Origin of the sequence: Staphylococcus sp. GDY8P196P (assembly GCF_017891705.1) — a bacterium.
Taxonomy (GTDB): domain Bacteria; phylum Bacillota; class Bacilli; order Staphylococcales; family Staphylococcaceae; genus Staphylococcus; species Staphylococcus ureilyticus.
Genome location: NZ_JAESJS010000021.1, coordinates 8,263 through 29,788 on the forward strand (window position 1 = coordinate 8,263; position 21,526 = coordinate 29,788).

A 21,526-nucleotide genomic window follows, 5' to 3' on the forward strand; every position below is an offset into this window, starting at 1 on the left:
TATTTGAAGTATCAGATAAGAAAGTGAAACAAGTATTTGATAGGGTGTTGGATAAAATAGTGGAAGGGTAAGCACTTATGTGTTTGCCCTATTTTTTTATGCTATCATTAAAATAAATTATTGCGAGGCTCAACGTCAATAAAGCAATTGGAATAAAGCAAAATAGATTAATGATATAAAAGTGGTTAAAATAAAAGGAAATCGTATTAATTTCTTTCAAAATATATTTTAAAGGGGATTTTGCATTGGTACTTGAAGAAGCGATGTTACAAGTTAAAAAGAATATGGAAAATGAATTTGAGGAATCTTTTATAGAAGCCTCTAGTATTATTAGTTCAATGAAAGGCTATATAAATCATTCGTTAAATAAGTGTTTTGAAGAAGAAGGTAAGTATCTGTTATTGGTTGAGTGGGAAACATTAGAAGATCATACAATAGGTTTTCGTGAGTCTGAAGAATATAATAATTGGAAGTCTTTATTGCATTGTTATTATGAACCTTTTCCTGTAGTTGAACATTTTTATAAAATAGAAATTTAAGTGATTTAATTAGGTCACTTGAACAACAACTGTGATATATAAAGTACAACAGATTATTAAATTATCATGGTGGGACGTATATTTGAAGTATCAGATAAGAGAGTACGACAAGTTTTGATAGGGTGTTGGATTGATTATCAAGGATATAGAACTTATGTGCTGGCCTTATTTTTTGTGTTAAAATAAAATTGTTTCGTAGCTCAATGTCAATAAAGCAATTATGTTGAAATTTTAAAGAATGGGTGATTTTGTGAAGATAAATCCTGAATTAGACACAAGTTATTTTATATCTATTTGGTTAAATATTTTATTTTTATTTGGTCTTATTTTTATTACACAATTAGAAAATTTGATTATATTAATACCTTACGTTCTTATAATGGGTGTAAATTCAATATACATAGTTATTAAAGCAATGAAAATTAGAAATAATCGTAGTTTATGAATGTTTTGTATAGTTAATTGAATATTTTTGTCTTTCTAATAAGCCACTCACACATGTCAATGGGTGGTTATTTTTTATTTACATATAATAACAAGTGTTCCGTCAATATTTATTGAGGTAATACTATGACTCCAGATAATTATAAAAATGAAACTGATTATCGTAAAACACTACGTGAATATCTTAATCACGAATACTACAAGAACATGGATTAGTTAAATTACATCTTTTCAAGTTTATGCTCGAAAAGTATGAAATGTTAGAATAGTATGTTAAAGATCAGAATAAAATAGTTAAGTCTTTATTTAGCGATGATCAACTATATGAATTGAATAAACTTTAACGTTCGAAATGCTCAATGATTCAGAAGTGATTATTAGTTATTATGAAAGTGGATATATTAAAAATATAGAAGGATATATTCGCAAAGTAGATGACTATGTACAATTGTTTTATTTATATGAATGAAATGGATTAAATAGAATTAGTTTGAAGGATATTGCGGAGTTAAAATAAAAAGGGCATAGTTTAATGCCCATATAAAAATATGATAAATAGGATTATCAATCATATAATTCAAGATAACTATCCGTAAATTCTTCTGATGAAATTTCTCCATTGTCTCTTTGTTGTTGTAATTCTGCAGCTTTATTCTGAATTTCATCGTACTCTTCACGAGAATATCCTTGATTTTCCATCTCTTCATAATTTGCTTCTTCTTGGTCTTTTTGTTGTTCAGGTGTTAAACAACCACCAACTGTACAATAAGTACCATCTTTTTTATATTCACCAAACATTGCGTCACCAGCAGGTACATTTGATTGCTCTTTATTAGCCACTTGTGAGTTTTGTTGTTGTTCAGATTCAGATTGTTCTGCTTTCTCTTGCGACTGAATAGGTTGTTGTGTCATCTGTTGCTTTTGTGTATTCACTTGTTCTTGTGATTGAACAGGTTGTTCATTAATTTCATTTTGTTTTGTTACTTCATCATTAGAACTATCATTTGATTTGTCTTTGCTATCTTCAGATTGTTTAATATCATTCTTTTCATCATTTGATTTCTTATTACTTGATGATTTTGTTTCCTTACTATCATCTGATTTACTTTCTTCTTTATTGCCACATGCTGCTAATACTAAGAAACTTGCTAATAATAAAAATAAAATCTTTTTCATTTAATGCTCTCCCTTAAAAATAAATTATTAACTTAATTGTACTATACCTAAAAAATAGTGATAACAAAAGGTTATAGTTAAATTTAATATTTGTGAATATGCTTATGGTTATTTAATAAAGCGAAAAGTATACGTAAATTCATTGCCCGATGTATTACAGAGTAAATGTCAGAAATATATATTAAGTAACTTAATGTATGATGGGATATGTAACGAAAGTTATTAATCTAAAGAAGAATAGCAGATTTAAAAATTGTAATCATTTTAGATAGTGAAAAACAATATGTAAATAATTAATGATAGGACATTATATTTTTTGAATAACATTATTGTTGAATGAAAGTGAAAGAATGTTACAATATACTTTGTTAAATTTTAAAACAGTATAAGGAGTAGTAATGAGGATAGAATGGATTTAATTGGAATTTTTACTATGTTATTGATATTACTTATAGGGATCGTTGTTACTGTTGTATTTTGGCTAGTAATCTTTAAAATATTGCATTGGGCTTTGGGTGATACTGGGTGTATTGTGGTTATGGTAATAATTGGTGGACCAACCATTGGATTAATATTATATGTTATATATAAATATTTTGGATATTAATATTTAATTATGTATTTTATGTTAAAAACATCTCTACTAAGTTATATGTACTAGGAATATAGATAAGAGTTTATTGTGAAATTAAAAGTTTGTTTATTTCAGCATTGGTAACTATAATTTTTTTGAGTGGATGTGATTTTATTAGTCTGGATGATGTGAGGAATTCAAATGAATCCAATGAAGACCATAAAAAGTCGAATGAAAATTATAAAAGTAATTCAAAACATAACAAACAAAATGTCGATGATAAGTCACATGATTAAGGTGGAAAATTAACTATCAATCAAGCGAAAACAATTGCTAATGAAAAGTTATAAACGGAAAATCAAGTATTTTTTAATAAGAGTGATTAATACATCACAAAGGCAAAAGTGACGAAAATCACTATTACATAGAAACACCTTTTTATGGTCAAAATGAGGCATCTTAAGCATAAGTAATTGTGGACAAAAATAAAGGAACGACTCTTGAAAATACATAAGAAAAACGTACAATTGGGAAGTCTATAAAAAAAGAGCAACATTCTGAAAATACAACCGAAGAAAAAAGTGCTGAGCCAGCTACTCAAGAACGATTTAAAGAAACAGATTAATAACATTATTAAGTATTTAAGTAATTAACTCTTGCATGCGGGAACGAATACATTAAGAGTGCACAAATTTCTTTTGTTTTTGCAATTTTAATATTTTACACTACAGCATCAAGAGAATGTAAACGTTGATATAGCAATAGTTATAAAAATGTATAGTTAATCGCTTTAACAAACTCCCAGCGTCTTCATAGCCGAGCCTTCACCCATTGCGGTTGAGGGCTTTTGTTTTATTAAAAATCTATATGCTATGTGCTTGTGCATTATTTTTGAAAGCAATTAAGTTATTGTAAGAATGTATTTCGATTTAGAAATGTATCTAATTTGCAATGCTAAGTAATTAGTTGGATAATTAATTTATAATACTTACACAGGGTGAATATAGATGGACGAAATTTTTGTTTTTAAAATAAAAACGAGCGATGGAAATATGTTTCGTGAGTATGTAGAAAATATTTGGGAAATTAGTGAAGCATTGGCTTTAAAAAGGTTTGAAAAAGCAATTAAGAAACATGAATACTTTTACTTAAAAGACAGTGGTAGATATATCAATGTGAGTAATATTATTTCAATAGACGTAGAACTTTTGAACTAAAAAGATTAAATTATATAAAATTGAATACTTAAATAAGATTATCAATGTGAAATATAAAAAATATTGATATCATGAGTTGTTTTTCATTGACTTATGCATACAGTTAGACTATAAACTTTCTGTCATAATCAAGTTATAATATCATGAAAATTAGTAATTCAATGTACCTAACTAATTAAAATGTATATTTGAGAATTTAATATGATAATGTCCAAAAGGAGCTATAAAATTGAAAAAGGTAATAATGTTAATTAGCGTGTATATTGTTGGGAAATTAGCTTCTGCAGTGACAAATTTTGTTAATGATATAAGAAAAGGCAATAAAAGTAGTTTTAAACCGAACTCCCAATTTTTTAAAAGAGAAGATGGTTTAGCTGATAAAAACATTCTTTTTTTAGGTTCTTCAATTACATATGGTGCGGCTTCTCATGGGATTTCATTTGTTGAATTTTTAAATATAGAATCTCATATGAACACAACGAAAGAAGCACTTTCGGGTACAAGTTTGGCAGGAACAGAAAAAAATTCATATGTCCAAAGAATAAAAAAAGAGAAGTTAAGTAAAAACAAATTTGATTTGTTGATTTGTCAGTTATCAACGAATGATGGTAGGTTAAATAAATCTGTAGGTGAAATAAAAAAAGAATATGATCATAATGCTTTTGATGTAGAAACAACAATTGGCGCAATGGAATATATTATTAGTTACGCTAAATTAACCTGGGATACGCCTATATTATTTTATACTTGTATTAGAAAAGCAGATCCTTATTATGAATTTTTGGTATATAATTTATATAAACTAAAAGAAAAATGGGATATTGAAATTTTAGATGTTTGGGGCAATCAATGGGCAAATGAACAAATAAAATATGATAATACACTTTTTGCTGATGATGCACACCCAACTTTAAAAGGCTATCGCTATATTTATACACCACTTTTTAAAGAAAAGATAAAAAATATATTGAGCAAAGAAATATAAAAATGAACTACTTTTTACGAATCAGAAAAGCTAGCAGTTCATTTTGGATTTAATGCAGAAGGATAGGCAAATGAATGCCTATCCTTTTTAATTATCCATTATTTACTTTTTAGGAAAAATGAACAAAGTAAAAATACTTAAGACAATAGAAATCATAGCAAGATAAACTGGTGCATTTATATTTTGAGAGTAAAAATAACCAGTAATAATTGGTGCTATTAAAGTACCTAAAGAGGTAAAAGTAGAGTTTATTGAACCTGCTAAACCTTGTTTGTTTTGAACTAATTTTGATAGATACACTGTTATAGTAGGGCGTATGATATCAAATCCAATAAATATAATCCAACTTATTAATATGAGGGATATCACAGAATTTAAGAATAACAAGCTAAATAATATGACGATCGAATACATAGAACTAATAGTGATGATCGAAATTTCACTCAAATACTTTGAAATTTTAGGATATAGAAAATATTGAGTGAAAGCGCCTAGCAAAGATCCACCTATAATCGCGGCAGCTATATTAATAGATGTAAAAGCAGCTTTATCGACTAAGTATAATGGATAAAGCTCTTCTATAGCAGCTAGTCCAAATGCTAATAAGAATATAATTATAGAAGGTAATAAATATAGTTTTAAGTCTTTGAATTTTATTTTGAAATTTTTATTTTTTGGTACATCTTCATTTTTAATATGTGGAATACTTAACTTTAAATTTATAACTAACATGATCATACCTATTACCATAGCTATAAAATAAGGTAATCTTATGTGGATTGATGAAAACAACGCTCCTATACCTGGTCCAATGATAAAGCCTAATGATGTTATAGCTGAAAATGTGCCGAAATTTTTATCACGATTTTTTTCATCAGAGATATCTCCGATAATGCCAATAATAGATGTAGTCATTAAGGCAGCACTTATACCTCCCAATACTCTGGAAACAAAGAGTGTATAAAAATCCATACCTATCCCGAATAAGCATTCTGAAATTATATAGAATAACAATCCAAACGATAAAAAGTGCTTTTTGGGGTACTTGTCAGAAAAGTATCCAATTATAAGTGAACAAATCATTTGGAAAAAAGAAAAAACTGCAATAAGTACTCCAAAAGCATTTCCAGTTATAGATAAATCTTTAATTATTAAAGGTAAACTTGGAACGACTAGTCCTATGCCAGTAAATGCCAAAAAAATATTGATATAAAGTGGAATAATTAAACTTCTTTTAATCATTATAACTCCTTATTGGAATAAATGATTAAAAGTAAGATTTCAATCATATATTGTTTGCAAATTTATATAATTGATTGATTTAATCATTTATTCCTCCTGTTGTTTTAGTTTTAATTTGAATTATTAACGTGTTTTTTCTGACTAGCATAAAATCTCCTCCTTTTGATGATTATATTATACAATATTTTATTTTTAACGAAAATAATTACTTAGAATATTTCTGTTTATTTAAAAAGTATGGTTAAAACTATATTAGTTTATATATCCAACTAAATTTTAAGTGAAAAAAGATAACAATATTGTAAGTACACTTAATTCATATTGATTGATAAAATAATTTTATATAACGAAAGGAATGATTTTAAATGAAAAAGATATTGATTTTAATGCCAGTTGTAATACTAGGTTTAGCAATAATACTAATAGGCATGTACATAGTATCCAATGGAAAAAAGCAAGAGGGAGAAATTGCTGGCATAATTGATCAAATTAACCCCCTAGTGAAGCAAGAAAATAGTTATGTAAAAACCAAAAAGCCTGATAAATTTCTCGAATATGATAGAGTTAGCTACACACAAAATGCTTATAATAAATATGGTGAAAGTAGAGATATAACTTTCACAGCTGCAAAAACTTTAAAGCTAGACAAATATTTGAAAATCACTCATAAAGGAGCCCATGTGGCTACGTATGAAGAAGTGAATAAAATGGATATACCTAAAAAGGCATTGAAGGAAATTGAAAATTAAAAATTATAACTTGGTAACTCACTTTAAAGGGACTTTCAAACAGTTCCTTTTTTTATTATGAACATGAATTAGGATTCTATAGTAAATCGTATTTTTACTATAGATAAGGCACATTTCAATTTTTCAGAAACGAATTTACTTTGACCATGTTTATATTAATTCTTCCTTTGTATTCGACAAGTTCATATACAAAATTTAAATCTAATATCGCATCGACTATACGTAATAAATGACTATTAGCGACTAAGTCAGAGATAGAAATCATTTTATATTGATCTCTTTTATCAATTGATTTATTCAACATAATAAACACCATCACTGCTTAATTTACATATATTATAATGTTGGCAGTGATTTATGCCGACTCCTGCGGGAATAGCACTAGACGAAGACTACAGGCTAAGGCAGTGCCCGCGGAAAGCGTGTATAAAAAAACTGCTAACAAAGTTGGAGACTTTGTCGACAGTCTGTAGCCACCTGTCTAAGGTGGCTAATAATTTAAAAATTAAGCGTCTAATGAGTTGACCCAAAAGTATTAAGTAATACAACACCCACAATAATAATAGTAATTGAAATGACACTCATCAAATTAATTTGTTCTTTGAAAATTACAACTGACACAATCGTTGTAAGTACCAAACCAAGTCCAGCCCAACTAGCATATGTAATATTTAATGGTAAATATTGTAAAGTTTTGCTTAAAAAATAAAAGCATGCAAGAAATGAAATAATTGTTGCCAAAGTTGGAAAAAGCTTAGAAAAACCTTCAGATGATTTAAGAAATGCACTACCTATGACTTCTCCTACTATAGCTAAAATTAATAATAAATAAGGCATGATATTCTCTCCTTTATAATTGATAATTTCATTTTACTTGTTTAATTAATGAATAATAGACTTGTAATTTTCTAATGATTTGTGAGGTGTCAATTTTTGTGAACTCAAAAATTTTGGGGATTATATTAATCAGTAAATAATTGACTTTTTGTAATATAAGTGTAATATTACAATTGAATCAACTGAGATTCAAAATTTTTACAGGGAGTGTTTAATATGAATAAAGTGTCAAAGATAATGTTATCTTGCGGCCTCGTATTTAGTACAGCAATAGGTGCAGCAGCAATCGATTCACATCAATCACAAACCCAAGCAGCAGAAACGCCATATTATAACTATACAGGTTATACATCAGCAAATAGTGAATTTATTTTGGATCAAGATTTTATTAATGCAATTAAATACAAAAATTTAACAATTAATGGTTATAAAATTACAAATAGCGATGCAGAAACAGCGGAGATGGTAGATATATATGATCAATCATTTCGTAAAACAGGCGAAAATAAAGCAGATGCTGTTACTTTTGATTTAGATGGTAAAACTGTTTCAAAAAATGATTTATTAACAGTATATGGACCTTCAGATGTAACGGACACACCAGCAGGGAATATGTATGAACGTAATTATAACGGTACATCAATTAAATTTTATGTAAATGATGGCTATGTAACTAAAGTACAAATTAATACTTAAAATGTAGTTAATAAAAGTAGGTTGCACATTATTCCTTAAATTTTTTAGCAGTGTGTACTTTACAAATGCATAGTCATAAAGTGATTAATAGATGATGCTTATGCTTCTTTTTATAAAACTAAATTTCAGTAAACAAACGCTCACCAATTGGTGGGCGTTTTTGAAATAAAAACTATTTTTAGAGTGGGTTTAATAGGTTAAGGATAAATGAATGAATATAATTATATGTATAATTTTAGAAGTAAAGATTTAAGCATGTGCTTTGAGAAGCATTAACTTTTTAATTACAAATTTATTTTTAACAATTTTTTGCGTTGTAATAAGAGATAAGTAAGTTTGTCCAAAAAATCATTTAGCATATTAATCTTGTTGAGACCTTAAAATATAAAAATAAAAAACCAAAAATATGATGATTGATGGTGGTAAACTTATAGAAATTGTTTTTATAAATTCGTTACTAATCAAAAGTAATGTATTGAAATTAGAAGCGTTCATAATTTCATTTATTTTTGTTTCTGATGGTCTAGTTAAAATTGTGATAAATGTTATTATCAAGAAAAAAATAGTAGAATATTTTAGACTTTTTTTAAATCTCATAAAGCACCTCATTTTGATTTAGCATATCATGATTTTGAATTAACTATGACAAATGAATTATTTGTTCATATTATATAATAATAATTTATTTATGTCACAGTGTTGCTGAATTTTACTATAAAAAGCGTTGAAAAACCTAATTTACTATAATATTATAAAAATATGATTTATTTTAGAGCTTTATTATTTTTGCAGCCACCTTTAAGGGTGGTTATTTTAATGAGTAAATAATTAATTTTTTGTTATTAATTATATGGTAAAAGGGAGACGTAAAAATGAAAAAAGTAATTGGCGTGTGTATTTTATGTAGTATATTACTCTCTGGCTGTGCTCCAGATGTTTTAAGTAAAAAATATTTAAACATTGCACATCGAGGTGCTAGCAGAACGACGCCTGAACATACTTTTGTCGCATATGATAAAGCAATTGAATTAGATGCAGATTATATAGAAGTAGATTTACAAATGACTAAAGATAATAAATTGATTGCAATGCATGACAGTAAAGTTGATAGAACTACCGATGGTACAGGATTTGTAAAAGACAAAAACATATCGCAAATTAAAAAATTAGATGCAGGATCTTGGTTTAAGAAAAAGTATAAAAATGAAAAAGTACCAGAATTAGCAGACATATTAAAAAAGTATTATAAAAAATCTAATTTCTACATTGAAACCAAAAACCCTGAAATTTACCCGGGTATGGATAAAAAATTAATAGAAGAACTTAATAAAAAAGTTTTACTTAGCAAATATAAACTAAAAAAGGGCAAAGTTATAATACAGTCATTTTCTGAAAGTAGTTTAGTAAACATCCATAAAATAAATAAAAACATTCCATTAATAAAACTGATTGATGATAATGAGATTAATGAATTATCAGATAAAGAACTGCAAGGTTTGTCAAAATTTATATATGGCATAGGGATAAGTCAGAAAAACGTAGATGTAGCGTTGATTAAACGAGCTCACAAAAACGGTTTAAAAGTTCATGTGTTTACATTGAATAGTCAAGAAGAAGTAAAAGAAATGAAAAAAATGGGTGTTGACGGTGGTTTTAATAATAACCCATAGATAAAATAATAAATTCATCCCACCAATGATATATAGAAACATACTGTGTTTAGGTAGGAACTTGAATCCTTTAGAAGATTAAATTATTAATGAGAATACTTAACTTTAAATTTATATACTTATATACAGGGAAAAATTTTTTACATAAATCGTTTATATGTATATCGTTTTGGCTATATTTAAGCATGTCTAAAATTGAAAGGTGTATTGAAATGGAAAAATTAAATCAAGTCATGCTATATGTAGATGATCAGTCAAAAGCTGTTGATTTTTGGAAAAATACCATGGGGTTTGCAGTTTTATCAGAAGAAGCATTAGCGGAGGGATATAAAGCAGTAGAAATTGCTCCCAATAATGAAGTTGAAACATCTATCTCTATTATGGAAAAAGAATTTATAAAAAAATATAGCCCAGGTGTTAATCTGGGAACACCATCACTGATGTTTAAAGCTTCTAATTTTGATGAGCTTTATACAAAATTAAAAGACATGGGTTTAACTGGACATGATATTATTGAAATGTCAGGAACGCGTGTATTTAATTTTCAAGATGGACAAGGTAATTATTTTGCAGTAAGTGAATAGCATTTAGTATTTCTTAAAATAAATAGCTGTGATCAAAAGGACTGAAATCAAGGCGATGAAATTCGTTGGTTTCAGTCTTTTTTAGTAATTGTAAGCATATTTATTATACCTTATAGGGGTATATGTTATAATCGTTTATGTTAAGAGAATAACGATACACTTTGTAAGGAGGATATAATATGACAAGTTCCAATAATCATGAAGCACATGATAGTCATGAGCATCAGATGCACGAAGGACATCATACACATCATCATGAAGAACATGAAATGCATGAACACCATGGACATCATCATGGTAATTTTAAGCGTAAATTTTTTATATCATTATTATTTGCCATACCAATCATCATTTTATCACCAATGATGGGAATAAAATTACCGTTTCAGTTCTCATTTAATGGTTCTGATTGGATTGTATTAGTACTTGCCACAGTTTTGTTTTTCTATGGTGGCAAACCTTTTTTAACTGGTGCAAAAGATGAACTTGCGTCTAAAAAACCTGGTATGATGACGCTTGTTGCGTTAGGTATTTCTGTAGCATATGTTTATAGTTTATATGCATTTTATATGAATCATTTTAGCAATGTATCAGGACATGTAATGGACTTTTTCTGGGAATTAGCAACATTAATATTAATTATGCTATTAGGACATTGGATAGAAATGAATGCAGTTGGTAATGCAGGCAATGCTTTAAAGAAAATGGCAGAACTTCTACCTAACAAAGCAATAAAAGTCATAGATTCAGAACAAAAAGAAGAAGTTTCTATTTCAGAAATCGAAGTGGATGATATCGTAGAAGTGAAAGCTGGAGAAAGCATACCGGCAGATGGTGTGATTATTCAAGGTAGTACTTCTGTAGATGAATCATTAGTCACAGGAGAATCTAAGCAAGTGGTTAAAAATGTACAAGATGAAGTGATTGGTGGTTCAATAAATGGTTCAGGTACGGTAAATGTCAAAGTAACTGCTACAGGTGAAAATGGCTATTTATCCCAAGTGATGGGGTTAGTCAATCAAGCACAAAATGACAAATCAGACGCTGAATTATTATCAGATAAAGTAGCAGGCTATCTATTTTATTTTGCAGTGAGTATTGGTTTAATATCATTTATCGTGTGGATGATTATCCATAATAATTTAGATTTTGCTTTGGAACGATTAGTGACAGTATTGGTTATTGCTTGTCCGCATGCATTGGGATTAGCAATACCACTTGTTACAGCACGTTCAACTTCTATTGGTGCACATCATGGCTTAATCATAAAAAATAGATCTTCTGTTGAATTAGCTCAGCATATTGACTATATTATGATGGACAAAACAGGGACTTTAACTGAAGGTGATTTTTCAGTTAATCATTATGAAAGCTATACACCTCAAAGTGATAATGAAGCAATCTTATCTTTATTTGCCTCATTGGAAAGTAATTCTAACCATCCACTTGCTTTAGGCATCGTGACGTTTGCAAAAAATAAAGATATCACAATCAAAAATCCTCAAGAAGTAACAAATATACCAGGTGTTGGTTTACAAGGTATAATAGAAAATCAAAAATATAAAATTACCAATGTTAGTTATTTAGAAAAAAATAATTTGAAATATGATATAGAACAGTTTGAAAAACTTGCTAAACAAGGTAATTCAGTTAGCTTTTTAATTCATAATGAAGCAGTCATAGGAGTGATTGCACAAGGTGATAAAATTAAAAAAAGTTCGAGAAAAATGGTTTCGGATTTATTATCAAGAAATATTACACCAGTGATGTTAACAGGTGATAATAATGAAGTGGCAAATACGGTCGCTAAAGAACTAGGTATTAATGATGTTCATGCTCAACTATTACCTGAAGATAAAGAAAAGATTATTCAAGACTATCAAGCTGAGGGACATAAAGTAATGATGGTTGGTGATGGAATCAATGATGCACCTAGTTTAATTCGAGCGGATATAGGTATGGCTATTGGTGCAGGTACGGATGTTGCTGTTGAATCAGGAGATGTGATTCTTGTTAAAAGTGCACCATCAGACATTATTCATTTCCTTACACTTTCTAAAAATACTATGAGAAAAATGGTTCAAAACTTATGGTGGGGCGCTGGATATAACATTGTTGCTGTACCGCTCGCAGCTGGCGTTTTAGCATTTATTGGCTTAATCTTATCACCTGCTGTCGGAGCAATTTTGATGTCTTTAAGTACGGTTATTGTTGCCATTAATGCGATGACATTGAAATTGAAATAGCACTATAAAAATTTTGAATAAATGTGCGAATATAGTGACTTTGATAAAGTGGAACGACACTATCTTTTTAAAGGTAACGTGTTTGTTCCACTTTTTTTTAATTCGTAAACGAAAAATGAATTATGCTAAACTAGTGTTAATTTAAAGAGAGGGGGATGACATGTCGTTAACACTAGAACCAATGACGCAACGAACTTTTGATAAAGTTTATGAAAAGAGCATACATGAATATGCACATGAACATATAAAAAGCGGTATTTGGGAAACAGAAGGAGCTATTGAAAGGGCACGTTCAGATTTTGAAAAATTACTGCCCCACGGATTAGCTACTGATAATCAATATTTATTTACTGTTGTTTATTTGAACGAAGCGATTGGATATTGCTGGCTGCATTTTGCGGAAAATAAAAAGATAAATAAGTGTTTTATTTATGATGTACATATTTTTGACAATTATAGAGGGAAAGGATTAGGTGAGAAAACTATGCTTTGTATCGAAGATTATTGTGAAAAAAATAATATACATCGTATCGGTTTACATGTGTTCGGTCATAATAGGCGGGCAGTGTCCTTGTATCATAAGTTAGGGTTTCAAACTACTAATTATAGAATGGAAAAAGTGATAGAGAATGATGATTAACATAAAACATTAATTTAAAAATAAGAGAATAATCTTGCAACTGGAATTTAAAAATTGGTAATCAAAGAAAATGAAAACCGTAGTATTTTAGAATGAATTAATGATTGATTGATTTTTAATAGAATGGTGATTGACTGTATCCATAGGGGAAACGTGAACTTGAATTGATTCTCAAAGTTTGCCAAAAAGGTTAATCGTTCAACAGCATATCATTTTTTATAAAACAGAAGAAACGTCAATTTCTATTTCATCTCAATAGAAATTGACGTTTATGTACTCATTAAAAGTTATAAAAGACTAAAATTTTATCAATAGCTCTGATATACGAATGACCAGTATTAGCATATTTAGGACCAGCCAATTAATTGCGCAATTACCAATGTAGCAATAGAAATAAGTCCCCATATAATAAATAGTGGAAAGAAAAACTTGATCCACTTGGTATAAGACACGCCACCAATAGCTAATGCAGCCATGAAATAACCGCTTGTGGGGTAGAATACATGTGTGAAACCATCGCCTAATTGGAAAGCCAAAACGGCTGTTTGGCGAGTAATACCTAGCATATCGGCTAAAGGTGCCATGATAGGCATAGTGACAAGTGCTTGACCACTCCCCGATGAGATGATGAAGTTAATTAATACCTGAACGATATACATACCAATGACTGCGACAGTCGGTGTGGCCCCCTCAATAACAGAACCTAATCCATAGACAATACTATCCATAATTTTACCATCTTCAAGAACTACCACGATAGAACGGGCAAGCCCAACAATGATAGCGCCCATCAAAACATCCTTAAATCCGTCGTTAAATGATTCGCAAATTTCACGTGTAGTCAACCCGGTAACTAATCCAACGACAATGCCCATAATGATAAATAAGCCGGACATTTCAACCATAAACCAACCTTGTGTAGTCACGCCATAAACAAGTATGACGAAAAAGGTTAATACTATAGCAATACCGATTTTTTGACGTTGAGTGGCAACCAATGGTTTGTGCTTCGTAATATCTTTATATGTCTGTCTTTTTTCTGTGTCTTCTTGATAAACTAAACTGATATTTGGATTTTGTTTTACTTTTTGAGCGTATCTCATTATAAATAATATTGTTACAAAGAGCACAATGATAAAGAGTGTGAGTCGTAAGCCAATACCAGAAAAAACAGGTACACCGGACAATTTTTGAGCCAATCCAGTGTTGATTGGATTTAATACACCAACTGTAAAACCGACTACAGTACCACATAACGCAATTGCAGTAGCCGTTATAGAATCATAGCCTAAGGCAATAATTAACGGAATGATAACTGGTATGTATACAAGCGAAAGTTCAGCTGTACCAATTAAAGTAGCAATAATTGCAAATACAGAGGTCAATACTGGAATGATAAAGATACTATGGTTTAAAAATTTACGCGCGAGTTTATCAACACCAATTTCAATAATGCCAGTACGTCTTAATACCATAAACATACCACCAATAATAAGTGTGAAGAATACGATTTCACCTGCTGCTATGAGTCCTTTAGGAATAATGGATATAAAGTCTATTATATTGACTGGTGTAGCTTTTATGTAATGAAATGAATCTGCATCAACCATTTCTCTGCCTTCAGGTCCTTCAATTCGATTAAACTCTCCGGAAGGAATGAGGTAAGTGGAAATGGTAGCGATGGCACCAAATATAAATAATATGACATAAATATGAGGCATTTCGAACTTTTTTCTGTTTTTATTTGTTGTTTTCCCTTTGTTTTTTAAAAATTTCATTGATACACCCCTTTGAGTTAACAAAAATTTTGAACTAATATCATTATTTTATATAAAATAGAATCTTAATATTCTGAAAAATTATTTTAAACTTAATTATAACAAAATTTTTATAAAAGAATTAAATAAATATGATTTTAGTTGAAGAATGTAGTATGAATTAATGAGAATAAAAAAATCTAGTAAATGAACTTTGCAGATCATTTGCTAGACTTTGTTAGAAATATTGTATCTATTTGATAGTTAAAGACAGTTAAAAGAGCTGTCCTCTTAATAATTATAGGTATATATTACTTTGTTCGGTCAACATTAATACACAATATATTCAAATAACGATGAACATTTTGTGATGTTGTATCCTTTGGTAGAGCGTGGGAAAACGTATGTCCGTTATCCGTTTTAACAGTATAGATTATATCATAGTTACTAATTTTGAAATCAATAATTTTCATAAATATCCCCTTAACAATGGTCATTGTTTTAAAATTATGAAATTGCAAATGAAACTGTGAAATAGGTTGAAGTACAAAACTGACCATTTATATAATTGTACTATACATAAATCTTTTAAGTAATAAAAAGTATAACATATTTATGAAATTAACTTAAATAATACAAATAAAAAACACATTCAAATTTAAGAATATGTTTAATCATTAAGTAAATTTAATATTTCGTCGTACTTTTGTGCACTCAAAGTGCCCAAAGGACTTTGATTAATTTCAAATATTAAAAAATCATCATTTGAATTGAAAGCACTCTTTATATTTTCACAAATGCTATTTTGATCCAAGTCACTTTTTAATAACCACAGTCCTTTATAAATGTACAATGGTTTACCTACAAGATTTAACTTTGATGGTAACTTTTCATATCCATAAGAAATAGAATTTAAATTATAGGATAATATATATTTCGCCATTCATATCGCCCTCCAATATAATCATATCATTAACTAAGATTTAAAGGTTGAAAGAAGGTCGAGGTCAATCACCATTTACGAATTTATGGAATATTATAGGCAGATTAAGTTTGTTTCTAATTTGAAAGGGGGACTTTAATAGTATAAATAAATTTATTTTTAATACTATGAGGTGAAGTGAAAATGAATTATATAAAATATGTATTGTCCAAAGATAACACGAAACTTTATACAAAAATAAATGAAGTTGAAAAGGCTAAAGCAAATATTATCATTGTCCACGGATTAGCTGAACATCTTGATCGTTATGATGAAATAACTAGTTATTTGAATGAAAATGAATTCAATGTCATTAGATATGATCAACGCGGACACGGCCGTTCGGAAGGAAAACAGACATTTTATAGTAATAAGGATGAAATCGTAGAAGATTTGTCTGCAGTGATTGATAAAGTTAAAGAAAATTATGAAGGTAAAATTTATTTAATTGGTCATAGTATGGGTGGATATACTGTAACTTTATTCGGTACACAACATCCGAATGAAGTAAGTGGCATCATAACATCAGGAGCTTTAACGAGATATAATAAAAAATTATTTGGTGAAGTAGACAAACAGATAGATATGAATAGTTATTTTGATAACGTGCTTAGTGAAGGACTATGTTCTGATCAAGAAGTTGTTGAAAAATATGCATTAGATGATTTAAACGCTAAACAAATTTCAATGGGACTAGTATCAACACTCATTGAGGGAATAAAGTATTTAAAAGAAAATGCCTCTAAATTTATTGATTCTACATTAATATTACATGGCAAAGAGGATGGTTTGGTGAGTTATAAAGATTCACTACAATTATTTGATGAAATAGGTTCAGAACACAAATCAATTCATATATATGATGGTTTACAACATGAAATATTTAATGAATCTTCTTTTAATAAGAGTATTTTTAAAGAAATTGTTGATTGGTTGGATAATGAAATGCAGTAATCATAAGTTTTTAAAGTATATTTACAAATTTATAATTTATTAAGTCCTCAAATATTTCAAAATGTTTGTTTCAGTAATTTGGAAGATTTATAATAAGAAAATAATTAATACAAAATAATAGAAGGAGACAAATATGTTTATTAAAACTTTGCATATGGAATACGAAGAAAGCTTTGAAGAATTTGATGGACGAGTGAACCAATTTTTACATGAAGTGGATGATAAACAACACTGGGAACTAGTTTCAGTGACACCTTCTGTTACGAACACTGTGGAAGGCGTAGATTATTTTATTACAATTGTTTATAAAAAGTAATGAATAACACTACAAAAAAGAGCCTGAAAATGTTTCAGGCTCAAACAACATACAGACTCTGAACAGTTAGAAAATGGCTGTCATTGCATGACTTTCATTAACAATAAACATACATTAACTATCTGTGACTTTGCATGTCGACTAGACGATTTAATAAATGATAGTTGTCTAGTTTATATATAAATAGTGATACATGATAACAATCTAATCAATAATTATATAAATTCAATATTCGTACTAAATTCATATAATTATTGATTAAATGTTTTTTGAGATACGTTGAAATAATCAGCTAGTATTTTAGTGTCATTCTCTGATGGTTCTCTATATCCATGTTCCCAATCCCAAATTTGACATATTCTGTAATTTTTCTCATAATTTTTGTTTAAATTAATCGCTAATTTAGACAAACTTAAATGCTTTTTTTCGCGTAATTCAGTTAAAGCTTCCAAAATTTAAACCTCCCATAATTAAATACATAAGACTTACATTAGTTATTTTAGTACAGATAAAAGGTATGTTCAAATTACTAATAATTTAGTATTCATTGGCATTGTCATTACTAACAACTTTAATATTTTTAATTTAACTATGAATCATTGGTTGAATATTTAAAGTGTCAGGGGACAAGAATTGGGTATAAAAAGAAGACATTAAAAATATTTATAAATAAAGGAGGAAATAAATTGAAAATAATTGCTACGAGTATTTTTGTAGATGATCAAGAAAAGGCAAAACAATTTTATACAGAAAAGCTCGGTTTTGAACTTGTACATGGTATGGAGATTGGTGGCGGGTTTAAATGGTTAACTGTAAAAGAAAACAATTCTGACAACCCGGTAGAAATTGTTCTTGAACCTAATGAGAATCCTATAGCAAAAACATATCAAAACGATTTATTTAATGCAGGTATTCCTGTCACAATGTTTGGCGTTTCTAATTTAGAACAAACATATCAGTCACTGTCAGATCTAGATGTGAAATTCCATACAGTACCAAAAGAGGTTGAAGGAATTAAATTAGCAATCATTGATGACACTTGTGGTAACTTAATTCAATTGATTGAGCAATAATTATATATTTACGAATAGTTTCCGTAATTTTTTGTTAAGCACTAAATTTAATTTATGTTGATATAAATTAAACTTGGTGCTTGTTATTTATTCCATCAAAGTATTTTATAAAATGTGATTTCAGTATCAATCATTGTTAAAAAAGCATTATATAATATATAAAGACTCAGTTATGATACCTAACCAAGCAGTAAAATAACGATGATACTTACGATGTAACCCCTTTGTCCATCGTAAACATCATCGTTCAAAATTTGATTATTTATTTTTTCATTTTATCAATATCCTCTGCAACTATTGTTAATAATTCTTCAGTTTCTGCATCGGTCAATTCGTCAGAACCTTTAATTCTAATAACAGAACCTTTATCGGTTTTAACATGGTAAATTGGTTCTTCGTCTTTATAAACTTTCCGTAATACTTTCATCTCATCACCCTTTTTTTCTATAAAACAATTCACTACAATATAAAATAATGCATAAATAGAAACATTACTTTTATAAGACGAATAAATTATTATTTTATAATTGAAATGATTAATACTTTAACTATAGGATAACTTTTTATTAAATTCTTTTCCACTGGTATGATTCAATTAATTTAATTAACTTGTTGAATCTTATTCAAAACAATGCATTTTTAACTGTTAATTATAATTCATGATAATTTTTTGGAAAAATTAGTTTTTTGTGTTTTTATTTTATAAAGAAGGGTATAACTAACCAAGCACAAAAAGTCCTCCAAACTTTAGTGTGGAATATATTTTCGAGATTGACGTCGCTTTTCGAAGCGGCGTTTTTGTTTTATACTGCATATAGTATAACTATTTATAAAAAGGGATGTATATTGTGAGATTATTGAGTATATTGTCATTTTTATGTAGCCTAGCGATAACGATTGTTGTTATATATGGCGTTATAATGATGGCTGGTGATTTAATGGGGCTAACAACGTTTAATAATCAATTATTAATTGTAGGTTTAGCATTTGTATTATTGAGTGGTTTGTTTGGAAAAAGTAAGCCAAGGCTATCAATGTTAGTGCTATTTATTGGATTTATCATTGTGCTTGTTAATTAATAAATAATAAAAGGAGTGAAAAGGAATCCATATTTTACTGATGGTTTCCTATTTTCACTCCTTTTTGTATGCATACATTTATTCAAAAATCACTAAGCTTTAAAAGATTCAACATTGCCTTGGAGTTTTTGATCCATGTCGTTAGCTATTTTTATTAGTAAAAGTTTGTTATCTTTTGAAGTTAATTCATTATCAACAGTAACTTTAATAATTAAGCCTAAATCCGTTTTAATGTGGAAAGTTGTACGGTTATTTTCAGATACGCTTCTTAAAATTTGCATCTTAATCACCCCGTTTTCAAATTAAAAAATTAGCGTTTGGCTAAAATGAGACAGAGTTCATGAACTATTTAATGAGAGTGGTGTAAAATGTTAATTATATATTAGTTTAATATATTTAAGAGTAAATGAATAATAATTAGCCTCTGATAAATAGTAATATAATTATTTAATGTATTTAGGTATCATTTTGATGTAGATAAGTTCGCCTAATAATTCACATAATGTTTGCGTAATAATCACAGTAGTTGCAATGGTTACCCAATGGTTTGGTAAACTTAAAGCTAAAGGTAAGACAACAAGTGCATTTCTTGTACTTGAACTAAAAGCTATCGTTCTTTTAGTTTCTTGTGTTACTTTAAATAATTTTCCACATAAAGTACCTATAAAAGGGGATACGATTAAAAAGCAAATATAAATAGGTATTACTGAAAAGACAATATTTAAGTTATAAATAATTTTATTTATTTGTGAACCTACAATTGAAAATAAAACCAGTGCCATGAAAATTTCTGGAAGCCAAGATGTTAACTTTAATATTTGATTTATGCTTTCAGATTTTTCACTGGTATATTGTAATAAAAGTGCTGATAATAAAGGGAAAATTATGAACATTAAAAATGACTTTAAGAATGGCAAAATATCTATTTGTGAAAAAATATCAATGTTTAGAAACAATGTAAAATATAAAGGTAATAATAAAATTTGGCCTATAAACAGCAGTGGTGTAGCAAACAACATGAGTTGTTCATTTCCTTTTCCTAAAGCATTAAAAACGATTACGTAGTCAATACAAGGCGTTAGTAAAACAAGGTACAACCCTATGATGATAGGAACATTTGAAACATCAAACAATTGAATTAAACCAAAAACAAATAATGGTATAGCTATAAAATTTGATGTTAATAATGCCAAAATAGATTTTATATTAAGTAAGTTGTGTTTGATGTTAAAAAATGGAATTTGTGAAAACATACTAAACATAAGGATACACAAGCTAGCAGAAATAATAGTTTCTAATATATTAGCAAAATCATTGGATATTAAGCCAACGATTATTCCACTAAAAAGTGCAATAAAATAAATATAAATTTGGTATCTTTCAATTTTGGATTTTATGTATTGCATAATAACCTCTCGTATATTAATTTTTGTTCTTAGATTTGCTACATACACAGTCAGTGATACAGAATAGTTGAAACAAAAAAAGTGGAGAGAAATCATGTATGACATTTGATTTCTAGTCCCACTTCTTATATGAACAGTTAGTTTAGATTTTATTTTTTGTTTTTATCTTGAACGCTCACTTTATTTTCGATTTTATCATCGTTTGTGTTATCAATACTTAAAAGTAATGCACGAATCACTAAAACGCCAGATATAAGTAATAACAGATTTTTTAATAGTTTCATCTTTTCACCTACCTGTATGAATTTATATGTTTGTTTCAAAGTAATTATATTTATATATATCATACACTAATCATCG

General features: G+C 28.4%; 24 protein-coding genes. 13 read left to right on the plus strand and 11 right to left on the minus strand.

Annotation, left to right across the window (positions count from 1 at the left end):
- Positions 1-245 precede the first annotated feature (245 nt).
- Positions 246-539: an antibiotic biosynthesis monooxygenase family protein gene (locus KA814_RS11560; RefSeq protein WP_064209488.1), complete on the plus strand. Its 294-nt coding sequence runs from the start codon at positions 246-248 to the stop codon at positions 537-539.
- 1,008 nt (positions 540-1,547) lie between these two features.
- Here the strand turns inward: KA814_RS11560 and KA814_RS11570 are convergent.
- Positions 1,548-2,159: a hypothetical protein gene (locus KA814_RS11570; protein WP_064209487.1), complete on the minus strand. Its 612-nt coding sequence runs from the start codon at positions 2,157-2,159 to the stop codon at positions 1,548-1,550.
- A 1,581-nt stretch (positions 2,160-3,740) separates the two neighbouring features.
- On the opposite strand from KA814_RS11570, the gene KA814_RS11575 reads away from it, so the two are divergent.
- Positions 3,741-3,950, plus strand: a complete 210-nt coding sequence (locus tag KA814_RS11575; protein ID WP_064209486.1) for a hypothetical protein — start codon at positions 3,741-3,743, stop codon at positions 3,948-3,950.
- Positions 3,951-4,179: 229 nt separating this feature from the next.
- A complete protein-coding gene (locus KA814_RS11580) occupies positions 4,180-4,935 on the plus strand; it encodes an SGNH/GDSL hydrolase family protein (protein WP_107521944.1) in 756 nt (251 codons plus the stop codon).
- 102 nt (positions 4,936-5,037) lie between these two features.
- Here KA814_RS11580 and KA814_RS11585 read toward each other — a convergent pair whose 3' ends face one another.
- Positions 5,038-6,177 carry an MFS transporter gene (locus KA814_RS11585; RefSeq protein WP_210122760.1) on the minus strand — a complete coding sequence of 380 codons (1,140 nt, stop codon included), beginning with the start codon at positions 6,175-6,177 and terminating at the stop codon, positions 5,038-5,040.
- A gap of 365 nt (positions 6,178-6,542) precedes the next feature.
- On the opposite strand from KA814_RS11585, the gene KA814_RS11590 reads away from it, so the two are divergent.
- Complete coding sequence (locus KA814_RS11590; protein WP_046207461.1) at positions 6,543-6,926, plus strand: YxeA family protein; 384 nt, start codon at positions 6,543-6,545, stop codon at positions 6,924-6,926.
- Positions 6,927-7,041: 115 nt separating this feature from the next.
- Here the strand turns inward: KA814_RS11590 and KA814_RS11595 are convergent, their stop codons facing one another.
- The gene (locus KA814_RS11595; protein WP_064209484.1) at positions 7,042-7,230 is read right to left on the minus strand and encodes a hypothetical protein; all 189 of its coding nucleotides are present in this window, start codon (positions 7,228-7,230) and stop codon (positions 7,042-7,044) included.
- 209 nt (positions 7,231-7,439) lie between these two features.
- Entirely contained in the window at positions 7,440-7,763 is a 324-nt protein-coding gene (gene qac, locus KA814_RS11600) for a QacCGHJ group quaternary ammonium compound efflux SMR transporter (RefSeq protein WP_046207463.1), read from the minus strand.
- A gap of 216 nt (positions 7,764-7,979) precedes the next feature.
- Here qac and isaB point away from each other — a divergent pair, with 216 nt between their 5' ends.
- The 5 genes from isaB to KA814_RS11625 all read left to right on the plus strand — a co-directional run bounded on the left by isaB (position 7,980) and on the right by KA814_RS11625 (position 13,599).
- Complete coding sequence (isaB, locus tag KA814_RS11605; protein WP_064209483.1) at positions 7,980-8,459, plus strand: immunodominant staphylococcal antigen IsaB family protein; 480 nt, start codon at positions 7,980-7,982, stop codon at positions 8,457-8,459.
- Positions 8,460-9,331: 872 nt separating this feature from the next.
- Positions 9,332-10,129 (plus strand): glycerophosphodiester phosphodiesterase family protein, encoded by a 798-nt coding sequence (locus KA814_RS11610; protein WP_210122761.1) that lies wholly within the window; start codon positions 9,332-9,334, stop codon positions 10,127-10,129.
- 212 nt (positions 10,130-10,341) lie between these two features.
- Positions 10,342-10,713: a VOC family protein gene (locus KA814_RS11615; protein WP_046207467.1), complete on the plus strand. Its 372-nt coding sequence runs from the start codon at positions 10,342-10,344 to the stop codon at positions 10,711-10,713.
- A 179-nt stretch (positions 10,714-10,892) separates the two neighbouring features.
- Complete coding sequence (locus KA814_RS11620) at positions 10,893-12,959, plus strand: heavy metal translocating P-type ATPase (RefSeq protein ID WP_064209481.1); 2,067 nt, start codon at positions 10,893-10,895, stop codon at positions 12,957-12,959.
- Between the two features lie 160 nt (positions 12,960-13,119).
- The gene (locus KA814_RS11625; RefSeq protein WP_064209480.1) at positions 13,120-13,599 is read left to right on the plus strand and encodes a GNAT family N-acetyltransferase; all 480 of its coding nucleotides are present in this window, start codon (positions 13,120-13,122) and stop codon (positions 13,597-13,599) included.
- Between the two features lie 347 nt (positions 13,600-13,946).
- Here KA814_RS11625 and KA814_RS11630 read toward each other — a convergent pair whose 3' ends face one another.
- Together KA814_RS11630 and KA814_RS11635 are read right to left on the minus strand one after the other, a co-directional pair.
- On the minus strand, positions 13,947-15,377 hold the full coding sequence (locus KA814_RS11630) for a YfcC family protein (RefSeq protein ID WP_046207470.1): 1,431 nt from the start codon (positions 15,375-15,377) through the stop codon (positions 13,947-13,949).
- A gap of 649 nt (positions 15,378-16,026) precedes the next feature.
- Positions 16,027-16,299 carry a hypothetical protein gene (locus KA814_RS11635; RefSeq protein WP_046207471.1) on the minus strand — a complete coding sequence of 91 codons (273 nt, stop codon included), beginning with the start codon at positions 16,297-16,299 and terminating at the stop codon, positions 16,027-16,029.
- Positions 16,300-16,482: 183 nt separating this feature from the next.
- On the opposite strand from KA814_RS11635, the gene KA814_RS11640 reads away from it, so the two are divergent.
- Both KA814_RS11640 and KA814_RS11645 read left to right on the plus strand, forming a co-directional pair.
- Positions 16,483-17,292 (plus strand): alpha/beta hydrolase, encoded by an 810-nt coding sequence (locus KA814_RS11640; RefSeq protein WP_064209479.1) that lies wholly within the window; start codon positions 16,483-16,485, stop codon positions 17,290-17,292.
- Between the two features lie 133 nt (positions 17,293-17,425).
- Positions 17,426-17,608 (plus strand): hypothetical protein, encoded by a 183-nt coding sequence (locus tag KA814_RS11645; protein WP_064209478.1) that lies wholly within the window; start codon positions 17,426-17,428, stop codon positions 17,606-17,608.
- Between the two features lie 251 nt (positions 17,609-17,859).
- On the opposite strand, the gene KA814_RS11650 is transcribed toward KA814_RS11645, so the two are convergent.
- Positions 17,860-18,060, minus strand: a complete 201-nt coding sequence (locus KA814_RS11650; RefSeq protein WP_064209477.1) for a helix-turn-helix domain-containing protein — start codon at positions 18,058-18,060, stop codon at positions 17,860-17,862.
- 234 nt (positions 18,061-18,294) lie between these two features.
- Between KA814_RS11650 and KA814_RS11655 the strand changes: the two genes are divergently transcribed.
- On the plus strand, positions 18,295-18,681 hold the full coding sequence (locus tag KA814_RS11655) for a VOC family protein (protein WP_064209476.1): 387 nt from the start codon (positions 18,295-18,297) through the stop codon (positions 18,679-18,681).
- 262 nt (positions 18,682-18,943) lie between these two features.
- On the opposite strand, the gene vraX is transcribed toward KA814_RS11655, so the two are convergent.
- Positions 18,944-19,108, minus strand: coding sequence for a C1q-binding complement inhibitor VraX (vraX, locus tag KA814_RS11660; RefSeq protein WP_164996921.1), 165 nt, complete (start codon positions 19,106-19,108; stop codon positions 18,944-18,946).
- A 412-nt stretch (positions 19,109-19,520) separates the two neighbouring features.
- On the opposite strand from vraX, the gene KA814_RS11665 reads away from it, so the two are divergent.
- Entirely contained in the window at positions 19,521-19,760 is a 240-nt protein-coding gene (locus KA814_RS11665) for a hypothetical protein (protein ID WP_225309938.1), read from the plus strand.
- 92 nt (positions 19,761-19,852) lie between these two features.
- Here KA814_RS11665 and KA814_RS11670 read toward each other — a convergent pair whose 3' ends face one another.
- From KA814_RS11670 to KA814_RS13775, 3 genes are all read right to left on the minus strand, one after another.
- Complete coding sequence (locus KA814_RS11670; protein WP_046207477.1) at positions 19,853-20,041, minus strand: hypothetical protein; 189 nt, start codon at positions 20,039-20,041, stop codon at positions 19,853-19,855.
- Positions 20,042-20,203: 162 nt separating this feature from the next.
- The gene (locus KA814_RS11675) at positions 20,204-21,166 is read right to left on the minus strand and encodes an arsenic resistance protein (protein ID WP_064209475.1); all 963 of its coding nucleotides are present in this window, start codon (positions 21,164-21,166) and stop codon (positions 20,204-20,206) included.
- A 149-nt stretch (positions 21,167-21,315) separates the two neighbouring features.
- Positions 21,316-21,450 carry a hypothetical protein gene (locus tag KA814_RS13775; RefSeq protein ID WP_256277551.1) on the minus strand — a complete coding sequence of 45 codons (135 nt, stop codon included), beginning with the start codon at positions 21,448-21,450 and terminating at the stop codon, positions 21,316-21,318.
- Positions 21,451-21,526 lie beyond the last annotated feature (76 nt).